Origin of the sequence: Acetobacter fabarum, from assembly GCF_040702925.2 — a bacterium.
GTDB classification, from domain to species: domain Bacteria; phylum Pseudomonadota; class Alphaproteobacteria; order Acetobacterales; family Acetobacteraceae; genus Acetobacter; species Acetobacter fabarum_B.
Genome location: NZ_JBFCXX020000022.1, coordinates 18,192 through 40,775, shown reverse-complemented (window position 1 = coordinate 40,775; position 22,584 = coordinate 18,192). Strand labels below are relative to the sequence as shown.

Sequence of the window (22,584 nt, the reverse complement as noted above, 5' to 3'; positions counted from 1 at the left end):
TCAACCCACCATGTTGCGTAACATGGCCACGTCAGCGAGGGGTCCGCAGTCACAGCCATATTAACAGTAATCGACGAAACCGTTGGGGCTCCAATGATCTGTGCAAATTGGTCATTCCCTAAGGTAGATGTATTGACGTTCCAGAACGTGGTAGCCCCCCACGCTCCAGGTAGAATGCCATTCAGGGTCAGGGGCAACGATATGGTTTGGCGACTTTCCCCCGTAAAGGCTGCCGTCTGCCCCGAAATGCGGTAACGCCGACCGCTTGGTGTGGACGGGTCTGTGTACACAGTAATGGCAAAACTACCCGCATCTCCGGCATTTCCTGAATGGGTGGTTTGGGAGATGTCAGACAGGAATGCTACAGACCCAATCGGCGTCGCGATATGTCCTTGTGCATTAAACCGGAGCCACCCTAGATTTATTCCTGAAACTGCATTTGTTCCAGCATTCAGATCTATTGTAACATTATCGCTATTATCAATATAGAAGTTAATCCATTTATTTCGTGATGTTACATTTATTGCTAAAGCATTTGAGCAAGCTATCCATGAATTAAAAATCTGACTATTAGTCCACGTATTGGCAGAAGATAGACGTCCATACCGTCCGTCCGCATCAGACGCGCCGATGGCCTGCTTCTTGGTGTAGTCCGTAGGCGTTGGCACCGTGGTTATGCCAGAGAACGTAACAGGCCCGGTTACCGCCTGCACTGCAGCATTGGCGAGTTGCAGAAACTGCCCGTTGGCCCATGTCTGCGTGGCATAGCCATTGAACAGACTCTGCCAGGTCGCGCCGGTTGCACCGGGGATGGAAACATTGGCATCCGCCATGCTGACCCAGAATGCGCCGGGCACAACCCCCGCCACAATGGCCCCGGCGGGGTACCCCCCGATGGACTGGGCAAAGCCTGCATCAAACGCCCCGACCCAGCCTGCCTGCAACACCTGCATGGCGCTGGAGAGCAGGTTGAGCAGGCCGTTCATGTCCTGCCCACGGGGTGGTTCGCCCCCGGCTGCGCGGGCAATAAAGGTTTCGGGTGGGAAGCCAAGTGCGACCGAGGCCGTGCCATCGCCCACCGTGGCCTGTGTTTGCGGAATAACCGCAATATTGCCCGCAACGGCTGCCGCCCCTATGGGCGTGCCAAACAGCTTGCGGTCATCTGTGCTTTTCATGATCAATTACCCTGAATCTGGTAGGATACGGAAACACCCGCGGGCCGGGGCAAAACACCACTGTTCTGGATAATGCTGACCTGCACGGCAGTAGGCACAAAGCTGAATACGTAGGTCATGCTCATGTCGTTATTGTCACGCACATAGGCGTCGCCCTGCCCGGCAAAAAGCGTTGTCAGAATCTGGTTGATCTCAAACACCGACCCGCCGGAAATATTGGCCAGCGCACGGGCATATATCAGTTGGCGGTAACCATCATCAGACAGACGGTAATTACTGGTTGCCTCCACCCCCCGGTACCATGGTGCGTTGGCAAACCCTTCCTCCGTCAGGTCCGAGGCTTCATAAAACCCGAGGTAGGACTGGGCAGAAAGACTTAACACGCGGGAAACCCCAACAATGCGGCCCCATATGTCCAGCCCATACCCCTGTGCGGTGTGCAGGTCCCAGACCTGACTGTACCACTGGTCAATCAGGGCTGCGGGGTCGAGCATCTGGTTCCAGCCTGCAACCAGTGCCTGCATACGCGGCGCATTGGCATACTGGGATAAAAAAGTCTGTTGCACGCCCTCCATCAGAGCACCTGCACAGTAATTGTTGCGGCTGAAACAACAGGGATCTGATCAATATTGACCTGCACGGTGGAGGCGGCGGGCTGGGCAGAAAGTCCTACGGTTATGCCGACAATTTTAACCCAGTCCCCCACTCCGCTGACACTGGAATAAAAATTGCTGGCGTAAATCGTGCCACCAATGGACACACGCTGCGTGCCTGTGGCCCCTTCAAACCCCGCCACAAGGGCGGCCTGCACATCCGCCACGGCTGTAGATGGCACGGCAACCCCACCCGCCAGCACCACCGCCACATAAACAGGTGTTGCCTGCGCACGGGTAAACTGCACGGTATATTGTGGATGTTTGGCATAAGCTGCATTGGGGTCCGCCACAACCACACTGCTTGTGCCCACACTTGCACAGCCGGGTGTTTTTTTGCGCATGATGGCCAAGGCCACATCCGTATCCAGCCCACCATTCACACACACGTACAGGCTGTGCGGGGGCAGCGTTACCCCACCTGCGGTTACAGGGTTTGCCGTGCTGTTTTCGCTTACATAGACATCGGTCACACCGGGGGTGGATAATACCTCCCCCGCCAGCGCATCCAGCGGCCCCATGGCATTGTGCGCTACGGTCTGCTGGCGGCGCAGTTCAAACGCCTGCCGCCCTTCCACCGCCTGCCCCGGCACCCCTGCTGCGGCGTTGCTCACACTGGTCAGCCCCACAACAGACTGGTACACGCCCAGACTCAGCGGCGGGCATTCCACCGCCCCCGTAACAGTGCACGAAAACGTGCCCACCCCATACCCCGTGGCATCCAGCGTTATGGCGCCATCGGCCGCATAGGTGTTGCCGCTCCCGTCCTGCACCAGTGTACCCTGTGGTACAACAGTACCCGCCGCACCCGAGCACTGGCAGGTGACCACCGTAGCCGTGGCGGGTTTACGGGTCATGAAATACAGGTTGCCAATGGCGTCCTGCATACGCCCTGCCGCTCGTGCGGGGTCCACACCATTGAATAAGGCAAGCATCTGGTCATACGCATCGCCCACAATGGCGGTAAGGGACATGGCAAGCTGGCCCTGCGGAGTGGACAGGTCGGTATTGAGCACATTGCCAAAAGCGGCGTTCATATCATCAAGAATACCGGCCAGAATATCGCTTTCCGCCGGAGCCACAAACCCCGCATCGGTCATGGTTGGGGCGGGTACGGCAGTAGTCCCTACTGTGTTAGAACCCGACATGCTGCACATCTCCCGAAGTGGTGGATACAAGAACATAGCCAGATAACTGGCGGTTGGCGGCAATGCCGGTCAGCACACACCGGGCGGCGGCCACACCGGCCACGGCACAGGCTGCCTGCTCCGCCTGCATCCGAAACACGGGAGCAGCCTGCATATGGGCCAGAATATGCTGGCGGTAGGGCAGTCCGGTTGCGGTGTTGTAGTAACATTCACCCATAAAAACCCTTATGGCAGAAGAAACATTCTGGCATACGGCATAAGAGCCCGATGCCACGGCCATATTGCCACTGGCATCGGGCAGAAGGTCCCATGTGGTCCGGTCAAGCAGCAGCGTGTTCATGGTGCCCCAATAAAAAAACCGCCCAATGGGGCGGTACGTTACAAAAAACAGTGTCTATTGCGCGCACATGCGCCTTATTGCGGAGCACCCGTTTTGCCTGCACCGGGCTGCACACCTGCATGGGTATGGTTTTGCAGGCTGATCTGCCCGGCCTGCACATCCCCCTGTGCACTCAGCCCACCCTGCACCTGTACTGCACAGTTGATCTGGCATTGGCTGGCATTCACTACAAAGCGGCCTGTAGTACTCAGCACAAAATCCTCCCCCACCCAGCCAGCGTATTCCTGCGGGGGAGCATTTAAAAACCCGCCAATATACAGGGAGTCTGCGTAATCATGCTGGCGGTAGGAGCCGGGGGCTGCTGGCTGGCGGGTGCTTTTTACGCTGGCAATATCCCGCCCGCAGACAATAATGGCCCCGATATCTCCCACCGCCGGGTCACAGATCAGCGCACGGCGGCCCCCTTGCAGACGCAGGTAGGGCACGTTGTGGATCAGCCCGTGCGGCATGGTGCGACCTGCCCCGTCCTGCTGGTGGACCATGGGTTGCACATCCACCATGCCCACCGGCTCCAGCCCTGTTCCGCGCACGGCACGTACCTGCACAAGAGCCGTAGCTCCCAGCATGGCCAGCACCCGCCGAATGGCCGCGTTGGTGGCGTTAAACGCACTTGCCCCATCCTCGGCGCGCAGGGAGCCTACCAGTTTATCTTGCAAATGCCTGTCCGGCAAAGTCTGGCCTTGCCGCCTCTACTGTTGTGAACCATGACCCATCGGGCTGTTCGGTTTGCAGGTCGTGGTGCACGTTCTGCACAACCCACAATCCGCTTGTGGGCAGTGTGCCGCCACCAGTGCGCGTCTGGCTGGCCTGCGCAGACCCGGCCTGTGTGGAGGCAAGGCCCGTGGTCCCCCCTGCCGTAGCCTGCATGGAGGCTCCGGTTTGCAGGCTAACCGTATCCCTGAACCGGATGTCGGGGTTGAACACGGTCTGGAACGCCACATCGTACTGGCTGTAACTCGGGTAACCCACCAGCCCGGTCGCCACGCTGACAGGGTGTACCGGCCCATCCGCCTCCATACCCGCAGGCCATATGGCCAGCACCCCCACCCCGATCTGGTAGGAAATACGGGCCGCGCGCGCACAGCTATCCACCTGCTCGGCCACGGACCCCTTGTAGTACACCCCTCCGCGCAGCAGGGTCTGCACGCCATAATTGGCAAAACCCAGCCCCGCCTTGCTGGCCAATGCCTGCATGACCGTAGCAACGGGCACATCTCCCCCAAACGATGTTGACGTCACCGGCACGGCCGCTGGCAATGCGCCTGAGAGGGCGCGGACCTCAAACGCCACATCGGGGCTGTTGGCGTAATCCACAAAAGCCTCGACCACGCCGCCCGAAAACACAACCGGCAGGCTGCCCTGTGCGGCACCGTTCCCCGCCATAATGGTCACCGTGTTACGCGTTTGCGCCGCCATGCCCGCCTGCATGAGCGAAAGGCGGTTGAGCAGAGGCTGCGCCAGCCCTTCCACCCGCAAGGCGCAGGTCATCCCGCTTTCCAGCCCCGTGCTCATGATCTGGCAGTGCACGCAATAGCCGCTCAGGGTTATTGTTTCTGCCCCGGCAGGACCAAACCCGTCCTGCGCCAGAGTAAACACCACGTCCACCTGCCGGTTGACCAAGGCGACTGGCTGTGCGCCCCCCTGCTCCCCCAGCGTACCCCCGGCGGCTACCGTGCCGTCCTGTACAGTCTCAGCCATTGGCGTCCTCCGCGTAAACAAGCACAAAACGGCTGCCAAGGCCGGTGTAATCGGGGTCCTGCGTGCCCTGCGTATCTGCAAAGGCCAGGTCACCGGGCAAGGTGGTGGCACTTTGGCGCACAAGCCATGTGCGGTCCTGACACAGCACGCCTGCCAGTACGGGGCTGTCATCCACCCACAGGGCGGCGTACAGGCCGGTGCTGCGCTGCTGCACATCCAGCCTGCATGCCTGCCCCGAAAGCGGCACGCGCAGGCTCTGATAGGCAACCGCGCTCAGGGGAATAACAACCGCCATTACAAAAACCCCGCCACGCTCATGTTGGAGGCAAGGGCCTGCACGTGCCCTCCGTTCCGCACAGCCTGCCCCTGTGGGGTGGCGGTGCCCGCATATGTCGTGCTGGCCCCCAGCCGCACCTCCTGCACAACCAGTTCGGCCACCAGCATGCTAACCCCTGCATGCACATCTCGCCGGATCCGATAGCCGGTTACGTTGACATTGGCGTAAACCGCCTCGGGCATAACAATGTGGTAAAGGCCAAGGTCGGCCACCAATGCATCCAGTGCCGCCACAAACAGCGCACGCGCCTGCAACCCGCCAGAAAGGGCGGGCATACCCAGCGTGCTGAGCAGATCCCCCAGCACACTCGCACTGCCCAGTTCCATGCTGGACCCATCGCACAGCATTTCCACCCCATACTGGCCGGGCATGCGCACCTTGTTGTAGGACAGGAAGGACCCGTTCTCCAGCGGGGCAGTGGCGATGCGGCACTGGCTCTGCACATCCAGCGCACGCACATGCCCCGATGTCAGGACCGGTTTGTTATCGGGCGTAAAAACACCCCATTGCCGCTCGGCCTGCGCCAGAACAGCGGCATTCAGCATGGTTGCCACGGCTGTGGAGGCCGAGGCCGAAACCCCTGCCTTAACCGACTGGCCCAGAAGGGCAGGCACCCCTGCCGCCACGGGCACATCCCATATGGGAGGCAGGCTGATGGGAAGCATGGGCATGATGGCAAACTCCATCCTGTGGAATGACAAAAACAAAGGGGAAAAGGGCTGCGCCAGTGTACTCGTGTGGAGGGCACGAGGCACGAGGCACGAGGCACGAGGCACGAGGCACGAGGCACGAGGCACGAGGCACGAGGCCGTGGGAATGGGTGGCAAGAGTGAGCGCAACAAAAAAACGACCATTATGGGCCGCCTGATACGGGTTACAGACCATATTGCCCGCCCTGCTCCAAAAGGCTGGAGGGCGGCAAAACCTTCAGGGGGAAGGCAGACGCCACTCCTGCGCCTTGACCTGCGCAGACACGGCGGGGAACGGGTCCACCCCCGTATTGCGGGTAAGGGTCTGCACGCTTACCTGGTCGCAATGGGGGTGAACGGGCCGGTTTTTGCACACATACACCCCCGCCCTGCCCCGCGTGGGGGAGTAAACGGCCTTCCATACCGAGCTTGGCACATACACATGGTCATGCCCCTGCGTGGCAATGGGGCGTAAATGAAAAGCCGGACCAGTGACCACATACAGTTCGCCCTCGCGCTCGGCCAGCAGGCGCACCTCGTGCTCCATGCGCGCCCAGATCCCCTTGTTGAGCGCAGAGGCCTGAGGAACAATGTTGGACAGGGCGTAGGTTTCCTGCTGGGCCTGTAGGGTTGGCTGATCCCCACTGGGGGCCATGTGCCCGCGGTCATAGGGTTTTGTGCGCCTGTAATCGCTCAGCGCGGCACCACCGGGCCAGCGCGGGTCGGCATAAAAATGCCCTTTACGCGGCAGGTCGGCCGCAGCGGCCAGATCATTCGCCCGCAGGTGTTCCGCCGCCCATAACGGCCCGTGCGACACGGTGGACACAAGGGCCGCATACCCACGGTTACACAGCAGGGTCGTCCCCTGTTCCAACTGGAGGCTGGTCAGTGCTGGCAACTGGGCATTCACCCCGAATGCCTGGCATTGTTCCTCTTCCGCCCAAGCGGGAACAGCAACAGAACACCCTATAAAAAAAGCCAGTACCGCACGCATGGGGCGCACCATAAACCAGTTTCCTGTCCGCATGATAGACCATGCCAGCACCCTGCACCGCTCAACGGCCCAGAGCCTAGAACTGCCCCATATTGGCCTGCCGCGCCTGCATGCGCAGTGTGCTCATCCGGTGGGCGACCTCATTCCCGATAGCCTGTGGGGTGCTGTTGGGGGCGTTGACCGTAATCTGTGCCTGCACCGCAGGGACGGAAGCCGTGGAAGGGAGCACCATACTGGCAACCCCCACGGCCCGGCTGGTTGCACGCAGGTAATCCGGCACATGAGGGAGTTCCCCCTGTGCTGCTCCCTCCAGCCCCCCAGACACACCAGCATGGTGCAGAACACCCGCCATCAGCCCGGCATGGTGCGGCATGGCGCGCACTGTGCCGTAAACGCCGTGCATCCTGCGCACTGCCCCAAACGCCGCATTTTTTTGTGTCCGTGTCGCCGCCATATGCCCCAGCAGCATGGCCACGCCATGCCCGGCCGGAACGTAAATCTTTTGCCCATGACCGCCTGCAAGGGCGCGCATAACCCTACCCTCTGCGGCATCAGGCACCAGAATGGAAGACTGGTGAGAGGCGGAGGACTGCACAAATGCCTGCTCGGGGGAGGCCAGCAGCACAACACTTCTGCGCACGCCTGCCCCCTGCGGCACAGCCCCGGTAAGGGCTATACCGGGTAAGGCCACGCCCTGCCGGGTTACCCCAGCCTGCACCGCTCCATCTGGTGCCACAGGCCGCTCCGGCATCTGCCACAGGGCATGCGATACCGTAGGGGCCTGCCACCATTTTTGCAAAAAGCTGCTTAACGCGGACGGACTCTTACCAACCTGCGTCAATGGCTGCACCGCAGGGAGGGACATTCCGGGGGAAAGGGCTGCCGTACCCGGCACCTGTGCCCCGGCCAGCCCGGCCCCTTCTGCCCGCACCATCGGGAGCGTGGCCATAAGGGCTGCCACCACACCCCGCCCATGTGTACCCCCCGGCCTGAACGCAGAGGCCCCGCGCTGCCCCGCCCCCACCAGCACAGACAGCACGATCCGCGCCATTGCGGCATGCACCGGCACCACGCCTGCCCCACCGGAATACCGGGCTAGCAAGACAGCAGTCAGGCACTGTGTAAGCGTTGCCATTGCGTTTTACCTGTTAAAGCGTTTGATAAGGGCCATTTCCAGCAGGTTTTCAAAATCCTCGCTGTCATAAACGGTTTGCAGCTCGCACAGGCTGGCCAGCCCTTCGAGCATGACCAGCGCGTGCCGCTCGCTTACATTGGAGCATCGGGCGGCGGCGCGCCGGGTTCTGTCTGAAGCAGTGCCGACAGAAGGGAAAACAACGGGCCGACGCCTTTGAAAAAATCCACATGCAGGGCAAAAGCTTCCTTCTGGAGCCAGCCAACGGTGGGGATTTCCTCCAGATCGCTCTCATCCAGCGGGCGGCGCACGGCGGCGTTGCGCGGGTCGGGCTGTACGCTCACACAGCGCATGAGCCGGTCCAGCAGGCTGTCCATCCGCTCGGGGTCCATGGCACCAAAAATGCCCAGCCCCACGGCTGCAAGCCCGGCCAGCCCGGCATCCACCTCCAGCCCCGGAATATCCGCGCCCGAAGCAATGGCCGCCTGCAGGCAGTGCCGCCCCCACTGGTCCGCCTCCATGGCGGACATGCGGGTAATGACAAACACCTTGCCGTAATCCGCCCCTTCAAGCGGGACGGTCACGCTGATCTGGCGGATAGCCATTACAGCCCCGCCGGGTAAATGGCCTGCCAGCTTACGGCAAAATGCCGGTCTGCCAGCAGACGCCCGGCACTGGGCATGGGAGAGACACCGTGCAGAACACCATTGACCAGTGTGTATTTGCGACCTGTGCCGGTGAGCGTAATTTCCGCCCCAAGACGGTAGAGCGTGCGCGCGGTCTGCTGGGCAGTCATAATAGCTTCAAACACGATTACACTCTCGCTTGCGGCAGAAAGCGTAATGGACTGCTCCACGGGTTCGGGCACAAAACCCGCGTTCAGGTAACCATCTATCGACATCTGGGTATGTGCGCAGTTCTGCTCCGCCACATCCCACGCCCGGTCGGTTGAAAAGTTCTTGAGTGTGACCGGCGCATTGTACAGGCCCGGCACGGTTATGGTGAAAATGGCATTGGCTGCCGAAATATCGAGCGCCATAATTACTGTACCTCAACACTGTTCAGGGTAATGGCCTGCACGCTCTGGCCATCCGCGTACCACAGGCGCGCGGGCGGGGTGGTGCGCGCCACACGGAAGGACGCGGCAGCGCTGGACACGTTGGGCATAAAATACCACCCTCGCGTGGCCACGCTGTCCGCCGCCGTCGCCACGGCCGAGGCATTGTTGATCTGCTGCCTCTGCGCCGTGCTTAACGCCACACCGGGCTGAATGGCCCCAAAACCCAATGCCTGCGTAATGGTGCCCTGCACGGCGGCGGCCACCAGGGTATCGCCCTCCGTATTGTACGGAATCTGCCCGGTATTGAGCAAAAGGGTGATCAGGTCCGAGGTCAGGCTGGCATTGAGCCAGATCTGGTTGACGTAACTATCCGCCCACAGGAACGGGCCAGACACACAACCGGGCCGCATGAACTGGAACGTACTGGAACCATTGGCATACGCACCGTAAAAATTGTAGCCGTTATCCAGCAGTGTTGCGGCCGTTGTGCCATCCACCACAGGCGGCACAATCAGCCCCGATGCATCCTGCACCATGGCCAGCGTCTGCCGCCCCGCCGTTGTACCAAAGGAGAGGGAAGCCATCCACCCAAGGCAGAGTGCCGCCGTTTGTGGGTCGTTGTACACAGCGCTGACCCCGCTCAGGTTCTGGTTTTTAAGCCATACGCCAAATGCGGTTGTGCTGTTCTGGGTGGTGGCCTGGGTGTCCGTATCCCACAGCACGGCCCATACGGTGTTCCCCTGAGTGGCCACCCACTGGGCCATGGCCTGCTTGTCCGTCAGATCAGGCTCAAAAGCGGGGGCCAGGGCATTCCACGCGGCGTTGGTGGCGCGCAGGGCTGTCAGCTGCCCGGCCACGCTCTGCCCGGTTGCGGGGTTTGCGTACCCCCCAAACAGAAGATGGGCGGGCGTCAGGGCCGCATTGGTGTAGCCTGCAAAATATACGCAGGCCATCTGGTATTCTACGGACTCCGTACCAAATGCCGCACCCACATCGGCCGCGGCGGTAAAGTCCTTTACGGTGCCCACGGGCACAACAGCGGCATTGGTGCTCAGGACAAGGCCGGTCAGGGCGTTCAGGCTGCCACCGGCGGCCAGTACACCGGGGGTGACCTTGACAATGGTGGAAATGGGAATGCCAGCCACAGCGTTACTCCTCTGGCGGGTCGGATACATCGGCACTCAGTGCGATGACCGAAAGGGTTGTTGCAAAATCCTGAGCAATACTCAGGCTGAATGTGACCTGCATGTGCAGGGTTACAGTCCAGTTTTCTTCATACTGATGTTCGGCGTCCCTGAAGCCGTACTGGGTGGGGGCCTCCACATCCAGCGGGGCAAGCGGGAACGGCAGACTCGTAAAAAAGGCACCGGCCTGCGGGTCGCGCCACAGGGCGGCTATGGTTTGCACGTAGCTCCCCGCACCGCAGCCAAAAACGCCAAGCTGCACGCCCAGCCTTACGGGTTCGCGCACCTCCCGCGTGGTGGGGGTGTAACTCCAGCTATTGGTGGCAAGGCGTGTGCGTTCCACCAGAGTCATGGTGATAAAAGGAGCTAAAGGTGGGGCCACGCGGTTCTGCTGGCCCTGCACTACCTGCACGCATGAGGGCAGGGTGCTGAGCAGCCAGTTGCGCACAGCCCCATAAATCTGCCCATCATCGGGGAAGGTTACGCCTATGGGCTGTTCTGCCGTATAACCAGAACCTTGGACCATTCCCCCTCCCCCCATTGTTCAAGGGACTGGGTAATGAGCCAGTCCGCTCCGTAAAACTGCAAAATATCGCCCCCACACTGCAATGCGCCGTTAAGCGCACGGGCGGCGGCAGGCAGGTACACCACGCGCCTGTCCGCCTGCTGGGCAATATTCTGCACCTGTTGCAGATCCTCCCCCGCTACGGCCTGCACCTCTATTTGCAAATCCAGTGCGGTGTAGGTGGGGGTCTGGCTACCATCGGGGTTGGTTACACTCCCCGTGCTGGCCAGCAGGGTTGCCGCAACACAGGGGTTGACCGCACCACTCAGCCGACCAGCCAGTGCAAAAATCTGCATGGCGGAACACTCCGGTTACACAAAAATCAGGGCCATATCCGCGGCATCTGCGGTCCACCGGGCACGTAGCGTGCCTGCCGCAGCCCCCGCGTGGCCGCCCAGAAGGCCGCCCCGTACTGGGTCTGGGCAAACCATGCCGCGCGCTCGGTCTGGGTGGCGTAATCGGTTGTGACCGACACACTCCCCCTGCTGGCGGAGGCCAAACGCCCCACCAGACCGCCATTGCCTCCCTGCTCCTGTGGCAGTTCAAGCGTAGCAATATGGGCCACCAGCAACCCCAGCAGCAGCGCACGCCGCCCTGTATCGGGCACCGGGCCTGTGGGGGTATTGGGCAGGTACAGCGTAGCCTGCTCAAAACAGGCCTGTGCCTGCGCTGCCCCCACACTGGCTGCAAGCCCTGCGAACCGGGCCGACCAGGCCGTGTAATCAAACACGACCACGCCCGGCATGGCGGCATCTGTTATGGTGGCCGCCGTTGCAGACACAGTGGTTGTGGTGGCATCGGGCATCAGGCGGCATCCCGGGCAAAGGGTGTTACACCGGGCAGGCTGGTGGGCTCCAGCCCTTCCAGCCCGGTGCGCTGCTGGCCACGTTCGGCCAGTTCCGCCCCGGCGGCATCCATATCGGGCTGGGCAAAAATCAGTCCGTTTTTGAGCGGCAGAAAATTGGGGTTCTGCGCCAGCCATGCCTGCCAGAAACTGGCATCCACCTGTGTACGCCCCCCCATGCCCAGCAACAGGTTATCCCGCGCATGGTAGCGCGGGTCTGCCTTGGCTCCATTCAGCCGCACGCGCGCGCTGGGTTTGGGGGGCGCCATAACCGGAGTGACCGCACGGGCCCGCGCGGCCAGTTCGGCCGTGTCATACAGGTCCAGCACAAGCCCTGCGGGCATGCGGCAGATAACCGTAACCGTGCCCCCTGCGCGGGAGGCATTGGAAGATGCTGCTGCCATTGGTTTTAAACCCCTGCCATGGTGACGCAGGCCTGCGGGTAGAACCAGATGGTCCCCCATGTGCCCTGCGATTTTTTCTGCCGGAAGCTGGAGGAATACCGTTCCACCGCATGGGCACGCAGTTTTTCGGTAAAAGCGGTGGTCACGGCCTGCTGGCCTTCCACCTCGCTGACAAACAGCTGCATGAGCGTGGTGGCCACCTGCCCGCCACCCAGCGTAACCCCGGCTTCGGGCAGGGTCTGGATGGTCAGGTTGGGCAGGTTCTTCTTCAGCAGGTCACTCAGCGCGACCTGATACTGGTTGGTATAGAGCAGGCACTGCTGCCGCTCGGTGGGAATAACCAGCGTAAGGGGCGATTCAAGCGTCAGGTTGCCACCCATCTGCGCGGACAGCGTACCAAAAGCCTTGAGAATATCAGCATAAACCTGCACGGGGTCTGTTGTGTCCGCCCATGTGTTGCCCGCTGCCGCCGTGCCGGACGCCGCAAATTTGGGCGTGGGGGCAATGGCGGGGGGCAGATTGGGATCGTTAAGCGCACCATACAGTTCCAGCCCGGCAACGCCGAACAGGTTGATCTGGTTCTGGTTACGGTTCAGGACCGAGGCAGAGGCAAGGTTTTTCTGGTTGACCCAGTCGATCTTTGCGGCCCCCATGCGCTCCACCTCGCGCTCGCCCCAGCGGGTCCATGTCTGGTAATAAAAAGACTGGCGCTGCACCCAGTTGGCGTTGGAATCCACCGTGCCCGCGGGGCTGTAATCATCATACGCCGCGGCATAACCGGAGAGTTCCACAACCGGGAACTGTGCGGTATCGGTTGTCCAGTCCCCTTTACGGGCGGTGCCGTAAATGGCCTCCGAGCGGGTGGGCGTTACCAGAGCGCGAATAACCACCGGGTCTGTGTAAGTGGTGAACAGGGCGGGAATACCGCTATTGGGCGCGGTCACCGCCATATTGGCAGGCAAGGCCGCATCCTGCGCCAGTTCGGAAAAATAGCGGCTGACACCGCCAAGATGGATCCCCCAGTCCCGCGCAAGGGCTGGTGCATCGTTCCGGAAAAAAGTGCTCATACCCTGTTAGTTCCCTGTACCAGAGGTGGAGGGCAGCGCGCTACGCGCACCCGCAAGTGGGCCGGTGATAATGAACGGCAGCCCCGCAGCCGCCCCCTGCGCCACCGACCAGCCCGTATCCACCGTACCGGTAGGGGCTGCCCCTGCGGCCGCACACTGGAGCGTGCCATCACTGAGGGAGGCATAAACCGCCTGCCCCGTGGCCGAGGCCGTAGTCGCCTGAGCGAACACATCCCCCCCTTCGGCCAGCCCCACCATAAAGCCCTGCGCAATGGTCATGGTGTTCTGCTGCATGTACTGTGTGGCCTGCCCCTGCTGGGCCCGCACAACAAAACCTGTTGGTGCTGCCTTGGGGTTTGTCGGGTCAGGCTTGTTCAGCACAGTGGTGCCGTCAGCCTGTACCCAGGCAAAGGCGGCCACAACCACACCCCCCGCCCCGGCACAAAACCCGTTAGCCCCGGGCACAACCATGCGCTGGGGGTTCTGGCTGGCCCATGCACCGGGGAACCCGGCAGGCCAGCCATAATGCACTGTATTGGGAAAAGGCATTGCTTTTTCCTTTCTGTTTTAAAGTTTGCGCGGCGCAGGCACGCCAAAGCGGGTTGCCAGATGCGCCGCATGGGGGGCCGCATGATCGGCCGCGCCCAGCGCATACCCCGCGCGGTCCCCCATGCCGGATGCGGCGGGGGGAGCCGCCGTGCCAAGGCAGGCCAGCACAAGAGCTTTGAGCCCCGGCTCGTTTACGCCCTCCGTGCCCACACCCTGTTCGGCCAGAGCGTAGCGCAGAATATCGGCAGCACTGTCCATACCCAGCACATCGCCCACCAGCGGGCGGACAAGGCTACGGGCTTCCTGCGCGCCTGCGGCACGGGTGCGCTCGGCGGCCAGAGCCGCGGCAACGGCACTCTGCACCGCACTGTCCTGCGCAGTGGCAGGCTGTGCCGCCCGGTCCTGCTCGGTGACCGAACGGAGGGGCATCTGCTCCGGGGATGAGGAGGTGCTGCCTGCGGTGGTATGGGCTGCGTGGCCAGTACCACTCCCCCCTGCCTCTGCTTCGCCATTATCCGGCGGCACCGGGGGGGCCGCCCCTTCTGGCATACCCTGCGCACTGGCCATGCCGGTGTGCCTGAGCCATGTTTCCAGCTCGTTCAGGCTTGCGGTCATGGCCAGTGCGCCTGTGGCAAAAGCCGTGCCAAGACGGGCAAAAACCTGCCCCGCCGTGGGGGCTGCGTGTGTTTGAACCATAGCAATGTCCTTTGGTTTGGCATCCGCCACCACAACATCCGGCCCGGCACGCCCGCTGGGCACAAGGGCCACGTGGTTGCCGCGAATGTTGGTCATGCGCCCGTCATAGGGCTGGCCTTCAAACTGGCCTGCCTCCATGACCGGCGTGTAGCGGTACGCGCAGGAAAGTTCGCGCTGCGCGCCCGAGCGGATGTTATGAATGGCCCCGGCATTCCAGATCGCCAGGGAATTGGTCAGATACGGGCTGGTAAAACGCGCATTGGTGCCCGTGGTGCCCACAACCAGATCGGCCCGTGGGGCGGCGGCGGTAACGTGGGCATGTTCGGCCAGCACCGGCAGAGCATTGAAGCTGGAGGCTGCGCGGGCCAGTTCCGCAGGGTCACGCAGCAGGTTGTACAGCCTGTCCGGGGCAAGGCCCAGCGCATCCGCACCGGGTATTTCACGCCCGTAATAGGCGTTAACGCACGCTTTGCTTATGGGGGTTGCGGCCACATGCAGGCGTCCGTCCTCATCGGTCATGCGGACCGAGCCCATGCGGTCATGGGCGAGTGTGTCATTCATACTGTTCTGCTCTTTTTGCCTGTGGCGTTTTGACAAAATCCCTATCCGGCCCACCACCGGGCATGGGTTGGGCAAGCCCTGCGGTGCGGTACAGGCTCCGGGCATCCGCCGCCTCACGCGCACGGGCCTCGTGCGGGGTGATCTTGCCCGAGAGGATATTGGCCGTGTCCATGTCGGTTTTGGTTTTTTCCACCGCGGCGGCTTCCTGCTCGGACATCTGCCACAGGGGAACGAACTCAAAATCCAGATCGGGGTCTATGCGCCCCCACAGGTTAAGCTGGACAAGGTGAAACAGAGCCCGCAGCACGGGGGCCATGTGCGCCTCCTGAAAAGCTGCGATCTCGTCATAAAAAACCCTGATTTCTCCTTGCGAGGACGCGTTAAGACCCTGCGGCTGGATACCAAACAGCTTGACCAGCGGAATACCGGGAATACCAGCCATGAACTCCTGCGACTGGGCCTGAAGCTCCGCAAGACCGCTGAGCGGGGCTGACTTGATGTCAAAATCCTCGCTCTCGCGGTCGAGCACGAACGTACCGTTGTTGCTCTGCCAGGCATTCATGGCCGCAACGCGTGCAGTAACACTCTGGGCATCAATATCGGCATACTGCACGCCGGTATCGGACTGCATGGTGCCGCTCATGTCGGTTTTCAGAATCTTGGTGGCAAAGTTGCTCACCATGTCCGATACCGACTGCCGCGTGCGCAAAAAATTGTGCACGTAGGTTTCCAGCATCTGCGGCAGGGCCAGACCGCCAAAGTTGAAGGCGGGTTTGAGAATATCCGGCACTTCAAACGGCACCACGCTCAGCAGGCGCGAGCTGTTGACCAGCACCCCCTGCACCCACCAGTCCGCCGGGCGGTAGTAATCCGCCCGCAGCGGGTTATCCGCATTATAGCTGTTGGGTGTGGTCCATATGGGGTCTATGTTCACCAGCCGCTCAAGCTGGCCACGCGCCATGCCATGCGGGGTTAGGCACAAGGGCACGGCCTGCCCTGCATCGTTCAGGGGTACGCCGCGCAGGCCAATCCATATATGGCCCACGCCAAAGCCCAGACCATGCACAATCTGGCGGCGCACCACATCGCGCACATGCAGGCGCTGGAACTCCACCTCCACCGCACGCAGGTGCTCGGCTGTCTGGGCGGCATCGGCCTGCACGCCGTTGCACCGGAAGCGGATCCATGCCCGTGTTGCCTCACGCGCAATAATTTCCACGGGTTTTCTAAACTCGGCCCGCAGCATCATGGCGGCCAGAGTGGGGTAACCTTTAAAGGCAAGCCCCTGCTCCACAAAGCTCGAGACCATACCATACTGTGCGCTGGCATACGCCCCCAGCCCTTCATCCATGGCCAGAGCAGCCGCCCCTGCCCCGCGCACACCACGTGGAGGCTGGTAGGGCTGGAACAGTACCGCCGCCCGATCCTGTAAGGTGGGGGTGGGCTCCTCCAGAGTGTGGCCACCAAAGCCAGACAGGGCACTAAAACCCAAACGCCGCTGACCCCCGCCATGCCCTGTGTGCGGGCGAGTGGGCGCGCGGGGGGACAACGGGGTCGCAGCAGGCCGGTTATGGGGCAAAAATGGCTCCATCCGTCCCGCCTTGCCCCGTTGCGCCGCCATGGGCGCGCGCACTCCCCCACCCTGCGCAGGGTTTGCGCCTGAATGCCCACGCAGGCGGGCCAACCAGTTTGTCATCCGTTTTTTCCGTCCCTGCTGGCGTGCAGAATGTGCCGGAGCGTTCCGGCGTTAAAGCGGGGCATGGTGCGCCGGTTGTGAATAACCCCGTCCAGCGCATAGCGCAGCGCATCTATCCAATGGTTATGCGCGTCCTCCACAATGGGCAGAATATCCCCTGTGTCCTTGTCTATTCTGTAGGAATACAAACGAAATTCCTCCGCAACCCGTTTGCAGCGCGGGTGCACCACAATGGCGTCAAACGCTTTAAGCCGGGCTATGCCGTCCTCCACACTGCCGGGCCATTTCTTGGCGGCACTGATGCGAAAACCATATGTGCGGGCAAGAAAACTTATGGTTTCCGGCCGGGCGCCATCGGCCTTCCATGGCCATTGCCCGGCATTGGGAACCTGCCCCAGCACGGCGGGTATGGCATCGAGCTCCACGCCAATGCCTCCGGCTTCATGGTCGATATACACTATATTGCCCGCAATAAAGCAGCGCAGGGCGGCCAGTGGGTCTTTGGCAAAACCCCAGTCCACACCGTAGTAAAACCGTGCACCCTCCGGCACGGCAAAGTCCTGCACCCGCACCCGGCCTGCAAAAATCTGGGCCGCGGAAAAACTCTGGTAATCCCCTTCCCACACATGCCCGTATTCATCGGGACGGGTACGCTGGTCCTCCAGCCGCTCTGTTGGCAAGGTTCCCTGATCAAACCACGGGTTATCCGACCAGTTGGCCCGCACGGCCACAAGGTCCGTCCGGTCTGAGCCTGCACCCCGGAAAAACGCATCCACCGCGTCGGTTGGGGCGTGAGGGTTCCATGATGCCCAGATTTCCGCCCCTTTTTTGCGCAAAGTGGGCCGCAGCATGCGCCAGCTCAGGGCGGAGACGGACTGCGCCTCCTCCACCCATGCCCGGTCAAACCCTTCAAGCGACTTCAGGCTTTCTGCCGTGTGGTTCTGCATGCCCTGAAACACAATCAACCCATCCCCCGGTGTGCGAATGGCCCTGTCCTGCACATCAAAATACTGTTGCAGGTTAAACTGGCTGATTTTATCAATAATCAACTGGCGGGAGGACAACTGGGTGGATTTCTGCACCTCCCGGATACACACCGTGCGGTGCCCTGCCAGCCGCAGATGCTCCTCCACCACGCATTCGCCAAAAAAATGCGACTTGCCAGACCCCCGCCCCCCATAAGCGCCCTTGTAACGACATGGAGCCAGCAGGGGCGCGAACACCCTTGCCGTGGGAATTTTAAGGCTTGGTCTGCTCATTTTTTACTGCTTCTCGCACCTGCGGGTCCACAATCACACGACGAATGGTGCGGGGCCTGCCATCGGGCCGGACTGCGGGGGGCTCCTGTGGTTCACCTGCTGCTTTTTCGCCGTAACGGCCGGGCGCACGCTTGGACATGATCCATTTGAGGGTATCAATCCGCAGGCGCATGGCGGCTGTATCTTCCCCGCTAATGCTATGAACCTCCTGCAACAGCCTGTCTTCAAACGCTTCTGCCGCCAGCACCCGGGCGCGGGCGTAGCGGCTGGCCAGTGTGGGGCTTGCACGCAGGCTGGCGCGCATATGCTCCCATGTTGGCATGCCCTCCCCCGTGCTGATCTGGCGCAGGGTATGGCCTTCCTCCGCCTGACTGAAGATATGCTCCCAGACCTCAGGCGTAATAGCCGGTTCGGGCAGTGCCGTACCGGGAGCTGGTGTTTTTTTGCATGCAGGCATGGGTGCTGGCCTTATTGTGGGGCGTGGTCCTGTGCGGCCAGCCTCCTTCCACCGTCTGGCTGGTACGCTCGCGCGCGATCATGGCGTGAATGCGCTGCATGGCAGGCTGGGGAAGCTGCCCCACAACCGGCCCACGCACCGCCCGCTCGCGCACCACACAGCGCACGCGCACCTCTGGCGGCAGATTGGCCTGCGCACTTTCGCACCACGAAAGGGGAACATCGGCCCTGTGGCGTGTATTTTCCGACTCGGGCACCAAAAAGCAGAGTAAGGGCAGGCCCGCGCGCAGGCCAACACACACGGCATCCGTGCGGTGCAGGCGCACCACATCGGCATAGCTGACTGACTGGATCATGATTTTTCCACAAATGGGGAATACGGTCCTGTGTACCGCGTAGCGCCCAGCCCATAAAAAAAGCCGCCCGGTGGGGCGGCTTGCTGCGGTCTGGCGCAGGAATTCCAATGTAGGTATTTACATACGCAGGCTGCGCGCACATGGCAAGTTAAAAAAACGCACATTGTGCATATTTTTTACAAACCCATATCCTGTTCCGGCTTTTTTCCCGACATGCCTAGCCTGCCGCCACACCGGAAGGCGGTTTTTTACGGTTCTGGTTTGCACGGCGCAGGCTGTTATAAAACCCTTCAAGCTGCTCCAGCAGCATGGCGCACTGGGCAGAAACCTTGAGCCGCGCACGCGCATCTGACAGATGCGGAAAAAGCACACGCCCCATCTGCATGAATGACAGCTCATCCACCAGCATCAGTTTAAGCCGCACATCAGCACACAGGCCAAGGGCGTGGCGCACATCAGCCAGACGGCCAGCGGCGTGGGCGCGCGTCATCTGCCAGGACACATCATCATGCCGGGTCAGGGTATTGGGCGTATGGTTTGCGGGGTATTCAATATGCCCTACATAGGCAAACACCCAGTCCCTATACCAGCGTTCCGCTGCATTGGCGGCATCTTGGGTAATGTCACGCGCATTCAGCAGCGCCTGCACCGTACCCAGCACCCGCAACGGATTGCCTGGCGTTGCCGTGTCCACCGTAAATACGGATTTTTCCATCCGCTCGGCCGTGGGCGGGCACCCTGCCTGCGCGGATAAAAGACCCGCATGCGGTACACCACCCTGCTTTTTGGAAACCTGCGTGTAGGATGCGTTCATTTGCATAAAATCCTTGCCTGCCCTGCCTTTTCCACCTTTTTGGGGAAAACGGGCCATAAACTGTTCAATTTTTTGTAAAGTGGTGCGCAATCAGGTCTGATTTTGCATACAATCCACATTATCCACAGGGTTGTACACAGGCTGTGGCGCATGGTGCTGCTCCCATTGTGCCCAGCGCAGTTCCTGCGCCTGTGCGCGCGCCATGCGCCGGTCGGCCTCTGCCACCATCAGGCGCAACCGGCCCTGCGTGGCGCGGGCCTCGCCGCACTGTGCCTCCAGCAGCGCCACCAACTGTGCCGCGGATGGAAAAAACGTAAACGCCACAAGGGCACGACGCACAGTGGCCTCGCTCCATGCCAGTGCAGGCACAGTGGCGCAGGCTGTAACCAGCGCCACGCAACGCAGTTGCAGGGCCACGCCGGGCAATGGGTTAACCACGCCTGCGTTCAGCATTTCGGCAAACTCCTCTACCCTGCTGGTCAGTTCCAGCTCAGGGAGAGGGGACAGGGCGCGGGTATAGGCTGGCAGGAGGGCGCGTGCCTCGCCCACAAGGACTGCGGGGGGAGCGAACCCTCCGGGGCGAAACGCCTCCAGCTGACCAGCCAGTGCGGGACTGGGCCGGGGCAGGCCCGCCATGCCGTGGCCCTGCGCGTTCAGGCTCAACATTCCGCACTACCGGGTTTGTCATCACCCGCCATCTGGGGCTGCGCCTCCGGCGTGTTACGCGCTGCCTCCCGCCCCTGTTTGCGAGCCGCACTACGCTGCCTCAACCGCGCGGCCTGCTCCTCCAGCGGGTGTGGCACATGCGCCCTGCTGGCACGCCCCCGCGCTAAATCCGCCTGATTACTTCCCCGCGAACGGAGTGAGCGACTCTTGCTCTCCCTCTCACTCTCCCTCTCCCTTGCATCTGCGTGGGCTGTGCCGTGGCATGCGGGAGCCGGTATGGGGAATGCACTCTCGTCCGGCGCATGCCCCCAGCGCCGGGCCGCACGGGCACGCTGCGCCAGACGGGCCTTCCAGGCCTGATTGGCTTTTTGCGCAATAACGGGGTGATACAGCCGCCCATCCGAGCAGACGACCCACCCATGCAGGGCCACCGTGCGCAGCGTGGGCCACCGCCCGCCCGCGCCGGACAGATGCGCCAGAACCCGGTCGTTATGCGGCAGGCTGCCCGCGGGCACCTGCTGCCATGCCTTGCACCACAGGGCTACGGCGCATTTAAACCCGTCCCCCGTGCTCAGGGCGAACAGGTCGCTATCCAGCAGGCGGCAGGTATCGAGCGGCATAAAGGGCAGACCCCGCAAATCACTCTGCGGTGGGGTCATTGGGGCGGGAAAAGGCCGGGGCGGCTCTTGCACCACATCCGGCAGACTGATATGTGCGTTGTTCATGCACATAATGTGCGTATTAAAAATACAAACTGCAAGCGGTTTTTACGCACTGACATGCACGACACTTTTGACCACAATGCAGACATGAACCAGAATCGGATCACGGACAGGCTTAAAACCCTGCGCGAGCGCGCCGGTTATACGATTCGTGAGTTTGCGCGCAACCTGGGGTACGGAGAGAAGTTTTCCTCCTACCGCATGTACGAGACCTCCTACAAAAAGGATGTGCTGCCCTTACCCATGGTCAAATCCATGGTGCCGCTGCTAAATGGCCGGGGGGACCCACCCATTACCGCCAACGAGGTATGGAGCCTTGCCGGGGTGAGCATGGGAGAAGCCGGCCTTGTAGCCAGAGTGGCTCCCCAGCCTGCCCCCGCACCAGCCCCCCCCCAGCCCGATGCTCGGCCCCCGGCGGGCTCCGGCCGCATTGCCATACCTGAATATGATGTCATCACATCGGCCGGGCCGGGCTGTGTGCCGGTTCTGTGCGCTCCGCAGGACGGGTTGCGCCCGGTGGAACACTGGACCCTGCCACGTGGCTACGTTGCGGCTTTTTCCGAAACACCAGACACGCTGGCCATTGTACGCGTGGCAGGGGACAGCATGGAGCCGGATTACCAGTCCGGAGACAGGGTGCTGGTGGACACAGCCCACCGTATTCCCTCCCCTCCCGGAGTGTACGTTCTATGGGACGGGTTTGGCCTTGTGCTCAAACGTCTGGAACTGATCCCCGGCATGGAGGAGCCCCGGCGGGTGCGGATCATGAGCATTAACAGCGCCTACTCCACCTACGAACTCACACTGGACGAAATCAGCATTAACGGCCGCGTTGTGGGCAAATGGACATGGAAGTAACATTCAGCCCCCCATAAGCGCGCACTCCCCCACGCACATATGCGTGTTATCAGGTCTTGCGTTGTGCGTTTATTACGCACATACTGACCACGTGTTGTTGAGGGAGAACACTTTGGAGCCGCACACGCCCTGCCCCGACCACCGCCACGCGGCGCAGGTCGATGCCTATACCCATGCTGCCCGGCGCGGCCTGTTCAGCACCGATACGCTGCCCAGCGCCACGGCGCAGGAACTCGCCCGTTACGAGCAGGCCATCCTGCACCTGCGCGCGGCCAGCCACAGCCTGCAATGGCCTTTTTACACCAACACCACCTTTGCCGCCGACCAGCACCGTTACTGCGAGGAAAGCATAGGCGAGATCGTACAAACCGTGCGTGACCTGCTGGAACGCCAACAACAGCCTTTGAGGTAACGCCACGCGAAGCCTCGCGTGGATGAGTGCTGCGTATTAAGCGGGACCATCTTCGTCAACCCAATCGCTTTGCACTGACGAACCGGCCAAGAATCACTCTATGTGTCCAGCAATAAGAAATGTCGTAACATCAGACATAGAACACTCTTCGTAAGAAGATTCACGCGAAGTAATAACTTCAAATATATG

28 protein-coding genes and 1 pseudogene are annotated in these 22,584 nt (G+C 61.5%); 2 read left to right on the top strand and 27 right to left on the bottom strand.

Going from position 1 to position 22,584, the window contains the following annotated elements; genetic code table 11:
- The 27 genes and pseudogenes from AB2L51_RS12940 to AB2L51_RS12810 form a co-directional block, all read right to left on the bottom strand.
- Window positions 1-1,175: pseudogene (locus tag AB2L51_RS12940) on the bottom strand (hypothetical protein); the annotation flags it as partial.
- Window positions 1,176-1,177: 2 nt separating this feature from the next.
- On the bottom strand, window positions 1,178-1,750 hold the full coding sequence (locus tag AB2L51_RS12935) for a DUF2612 domain-containing protein (protein WP_395582849.1): 573 nt from the start codon (window positions 1,748-1,750) through the stop codon (window positions 1,178-1,180).
- Complete coding sequence (locus AB2L51_RS12930) at window positions 1,750-2,976, bottom strand: baseplate J/gp47 family protein (protein WP_395582850.1); 1,227 nt, start codon at window positions 2,974-2,976, stop codon at window positions 1,750-1,752. The genes AB2L51_RS12935 and AB2L51_RS12930 overlap by 1 nt, the downstream gene beginning before the upstream one ends.
- Entirely contained in the window at window positions 2,963-3,316 is a 354-nt protein-coding gene (locus tag AB2L51_RS12925) for a hypothetical protein (protein WP_395582851.1), read from the bottom strand. Before AB2L51_RS12925 ends, AB2L51_RS12930 begins: the two co-directional genes overlap by 14 nt.
- 74 nt (window positions 3,317-3,390) lie before the next feature.
- Window positions 3,391-4,032 carry a baseplate assembly protein gene (locus AB2L51_RS12920; RefSeq protein ID WP_395582852.1) on the bottom strand — a complete coding sequence of 214 codons (642 nt, stop codon included), beginning with the start codon at window positions 4,030-4,032 and terminating at the stop codon, window positions 3,391-3,393.
- The gene (locus tag AB2L51_RS12915) at window positions 4,022-5,074 is read right to left on the bottom strand and encodes a baseplate hub protein (protein ID WP_395582853.1); all 1,053 of its coding nucleotides are present in this window, start codon (window positions 5,072-5,074) and stop codon (window positions 4,022-4,024) included. Before AB2L51_RS12915 ends, AB2L51_RS12920 begins: the two co-directional genes overlap by 11 nt.
- Entirely contained in the window at window positions 5,067-5,369 is a 303-nt protein-coding gene (locus AB2L51_RS12910) for a phage baseplate plug family protein (protein ID WP_395582854.1), read from the bottom strand. The genes AB2L51_RS12915 and AB2L51_RS12910 overlap by 8 nt, the downstream gene beginning before the upstream one ends.
- Window positions 5,369-6,082, bottom strand: coding sequence for a hypothetical protein (locus AB2L51_RS12905; protein ID WP_395582855.1), 714 nt, complete (start codon window positions 6,080-6,082; stop codon window positions 5,369-5,371). The genes AB2L51_RS12910 and AB2L51_RS12905 overlap by 1 nt, the downstream gene beginning before the upstream one ends.
- 256 nt (window positions 6,083-6,338) lie before the next feature.
- Window positions 6,339-7,106, bottom strand: coding sequence for a DNA/RNA non-specific endonuclease (locus AB2L51_RS12900; protein ID WP_395582856.1), 768 nt, complete (start codon window positions 7,104-7,106; stop codon window positions 6,339-6,341).
- A 64-nt stretch (window positions 7,107-7,170) separates the two neighbouring features.
- Window positions 7,171-8,229: a hypothetical protein gene (locus tag AB2L51_RS12895; protein WP_400922249.1), complete on the bottom strand. Its 1,059-nt coding sequence runs from the start codon at window positions 8,227-8,229 to the stop codon at window positions 7,171-7,173.
- Between the two features lie 131 nt (window positions 8,230-8,360).
- Entirely contained in the window at window positions 8,361-8,831 is a 471-nt protein-coding gene (locus AB2L51_RS12890; protein WP_395582858.1) for a hypothetical protein, read from the bottom strand.
- A complete protein-coding gene (locus AB2L51_RS12885) occupies window positions 8,831-9,265 on the bottom strand; it encodes a phage tail fiber protein (protein ID WP_194300270.1) in 435 nt (144 codons plus the stop codon). The genes AB2L51_RS12890 and AB2L51_RS12885 overlap by 1 nt, the downstream gene beginning before the upstream one ends.
- Window positions 9,266-9,267: 2 nt before the next feature.
- Window positions 9,268-10,431, bottom strand: coding sequence for a DUF3383 family protein (locus AB2L51_RS12880; protein ID WP_395582859.1), 1,164 nt, complete (start codon window positions 10,429-10,431; stop codon window positions 9,268-9,270).
- Between the two features lie 4 nt (window positions 10,432-10,435).
- Window positions 10,436-10,996 (bottom strand): phage neck terminator protein, encoded by a 561-nt coding sequence (locus AB2L51_RS12875; protein WP_395582860.1) that lies wholly within the window; start codon window positions 10,994-10,996, stop codon window positions 10,436-10,438.
- Window positions 10,957-11,331, bottom strand: coding sequence for a hypothetical protein (locus AB2L51_RS12870; protein ID WP_395582861.1), 375 nt, complete (start codon window positions 11,329-11,331; stop codon window positions 10,957-10,959). Before AB2L51_RS12870 ends, AB2L51_RS12875 begins: the two co-directional genes overlap by 40 nt.
- Before the next feature lie 26 nt (window positions 11,332-11,357).
- On the bottom strand, window positions 11,358-11,840 hold the full coding sequence (locus AB2L51_RS12865) for a DUF4054 domain-containing protein (RefSeq protein ID WP_395582862.1): 483 nt from the start codon (window positions 11,838-11,840) through the stop codon (window positions 11,358-11,360).
- Window positions 11,840-12,283: a hypothetical protein gene (locus tag AB2L51_RS12860; RefSeq protein ID WP_395582863.1), complete on the bottom strand. Its 444-nt coding sequence runs from the start codon at window positions 12,281-12,283 to the stop codon at window positions 11,840-11,842. Before AB2L51_RS12860 ends, AB2L51_RS12865 begins: the two co-directional genes overlap by 1 nt.
- 5 nt (window positions 12,284-12,288) lie before the next feature.
- Entirely contained in the window at window positions 12,289-13,350 is a 1,062-nt protein-coding gene (locus AB2L51_RS12855; RefSeq protein ID WP_395582864.1) for a DUF2184 domain-containing protein, read from the bottom strand.
- Window positions 13,351-13,356: 6 nt separating this feature from the next.
- Complete coding sequence (locus tag AB2L51_RS12850) at window positions 13,357-13,899, bottom strand: structural cement protein Gp24 (RefSeq protein WP_395582865.1); 543 nt, start codon at window positions 13,897-13,899, stop codon at window positions 13,357-13,359.
- A gap of 18 nt (window positions 13,900-13,917) precedes the next feature.
- Complete coding sequence (locus tag AB2L51_RS12845; protein WP_395582866.1) at window positions 13,918-15,156, bottom strand: DUF2213 domain-containing protein; 1,239 nt, start codon at window positions 15,154-15,156, stop codon at window positions 13,918-13,920.
- Window positions 15,149-16,852 carry a phage portal protein gene (locus tag AB2L51_RS12840; protein WP_395582867.1) on the bottom strand — a complete coding sequence of 568 codons (1,704 nt, stop codon included), beginning with the start codon at window positions 16,850-16,852 and terminating at the stop codon, window positions 15,149-15,151. Before AB2L51_RS12840 ends, AB2L51_RS12845 begins: the two co-directional genes overlap by 8 nt.
- Window positions 16,849-18,111: a PBSX family phage terminase large subunit gene (locus AB2L51_RS12835; protein WP_395582868.1), complete on the bottom strand. Its 1,263-nt coding sequence runs from the start codon at window positions 18,109-18,111 to the stop codon at window positions 16,849-16,851. Before AB2L51_RS12835 ends, AB2L51_RS12840 begins: the two co-directional genes overlap by 4 nt.
- Window positions 18,092-18,568: a terminase small subunit-like protein gene (locus AB2L51_RS12830; RefSeq protein WP_395582869.1), complete on the bottom strand. Its 477-nt coding sequence runs from the start codon at window positions 18,566-18,568 to the stop codon at window positions 18,092-18,094. Before AB2L51_RS12830 ends, AB2L51_RS12835 begins: the two co-directional genes overlap by 20 nt.
- Complete coding sequence (locus AB2L51_RS12825) at window positions 18,504-18,923, bottom strand: hypothetical protein (RefSeq protein WP_395582870.1); 420 nt, start codon at window positions 18,921-18,923, stop codon at window positions 18,504-18,506. Before AB2L51_RS12825 ends, AB2L51_RS12830 begins: the two co-directional genes overlap by 65 nt.
- A gap of 217 nt (window positions 18,924-19,140) precedes the next feature.
- Window positions 19,141-19,737, bottom strand: a complete 597-nt coding sequence (locus AB2L51_RS12820) for a hypothetical protein (RefSeq protein WP_395582871.1) — start codon at window positions 19,735-19,737, stop codon at window positions 19,141-19,143.
- 90 nt (window positions 19,738-19,827) lie between these two features.
- Window positions 19,828-20,403: a hypothetical protein gene (locus AB2L51_RS12815; protein WP_395582872.1), complete on the bottom strand. Its 576-nt coding sequence runs from the start codon at window positions 20,401-20,403 to the stop codon at window positions 19,828-19,830.
- Window positions 20,397-21,128, bottom strand: coding sequence for a DUF1376 domain-containing protein (locus AB2L51_RS12810; RefSeq protein ID WP_395582873.1), 732 nt, complete (start codon window positions 21,126-21,128; stop codon window positions 20,397-20,399). The genes AB2L51_RS12815 and AB2L51_RS12810 overlap by 7 nt, the downstream gene beginning before the upstream one ends.
- Before the next feature lie 54 nt (window positions 21,129-21,182).
- On the opposite strand from AB2L51_RS12810, the gene AB2L51_RS12805 reads away from it, so the two are divergent.
- Together AB2L51_RS12805 and AB2L51_RS12800 are read left to right on the top strand one after the other, a co-directional pair.
- Window positions 21,183-21,983: a S24 family peptidase gene (locus AB2L51_RS12805; RefSeq protein WP_400922234.1), complete on the top strand. Its 801-nt coding sequence runs from the start codon at window positions 21,183-21,185 to the stop codon at window positions 21,981-21,983.
- A gap of 112 nt (window positions 21,984-22,095) precedes the next feature.
- Window positions 22,096-22,395: a hypothetical protein gene (locus AB2L51_RS12800; RefSeq protein ID WP_395582899.1), complete on the top strand. Its 300-nt coding sequence runs from the start codon at window positions 22,096-22,098 to the stop codon at window positions 22,393-22,395.
- Window positions 22,396-22,584: the final 189 nt, after the last annotated feature.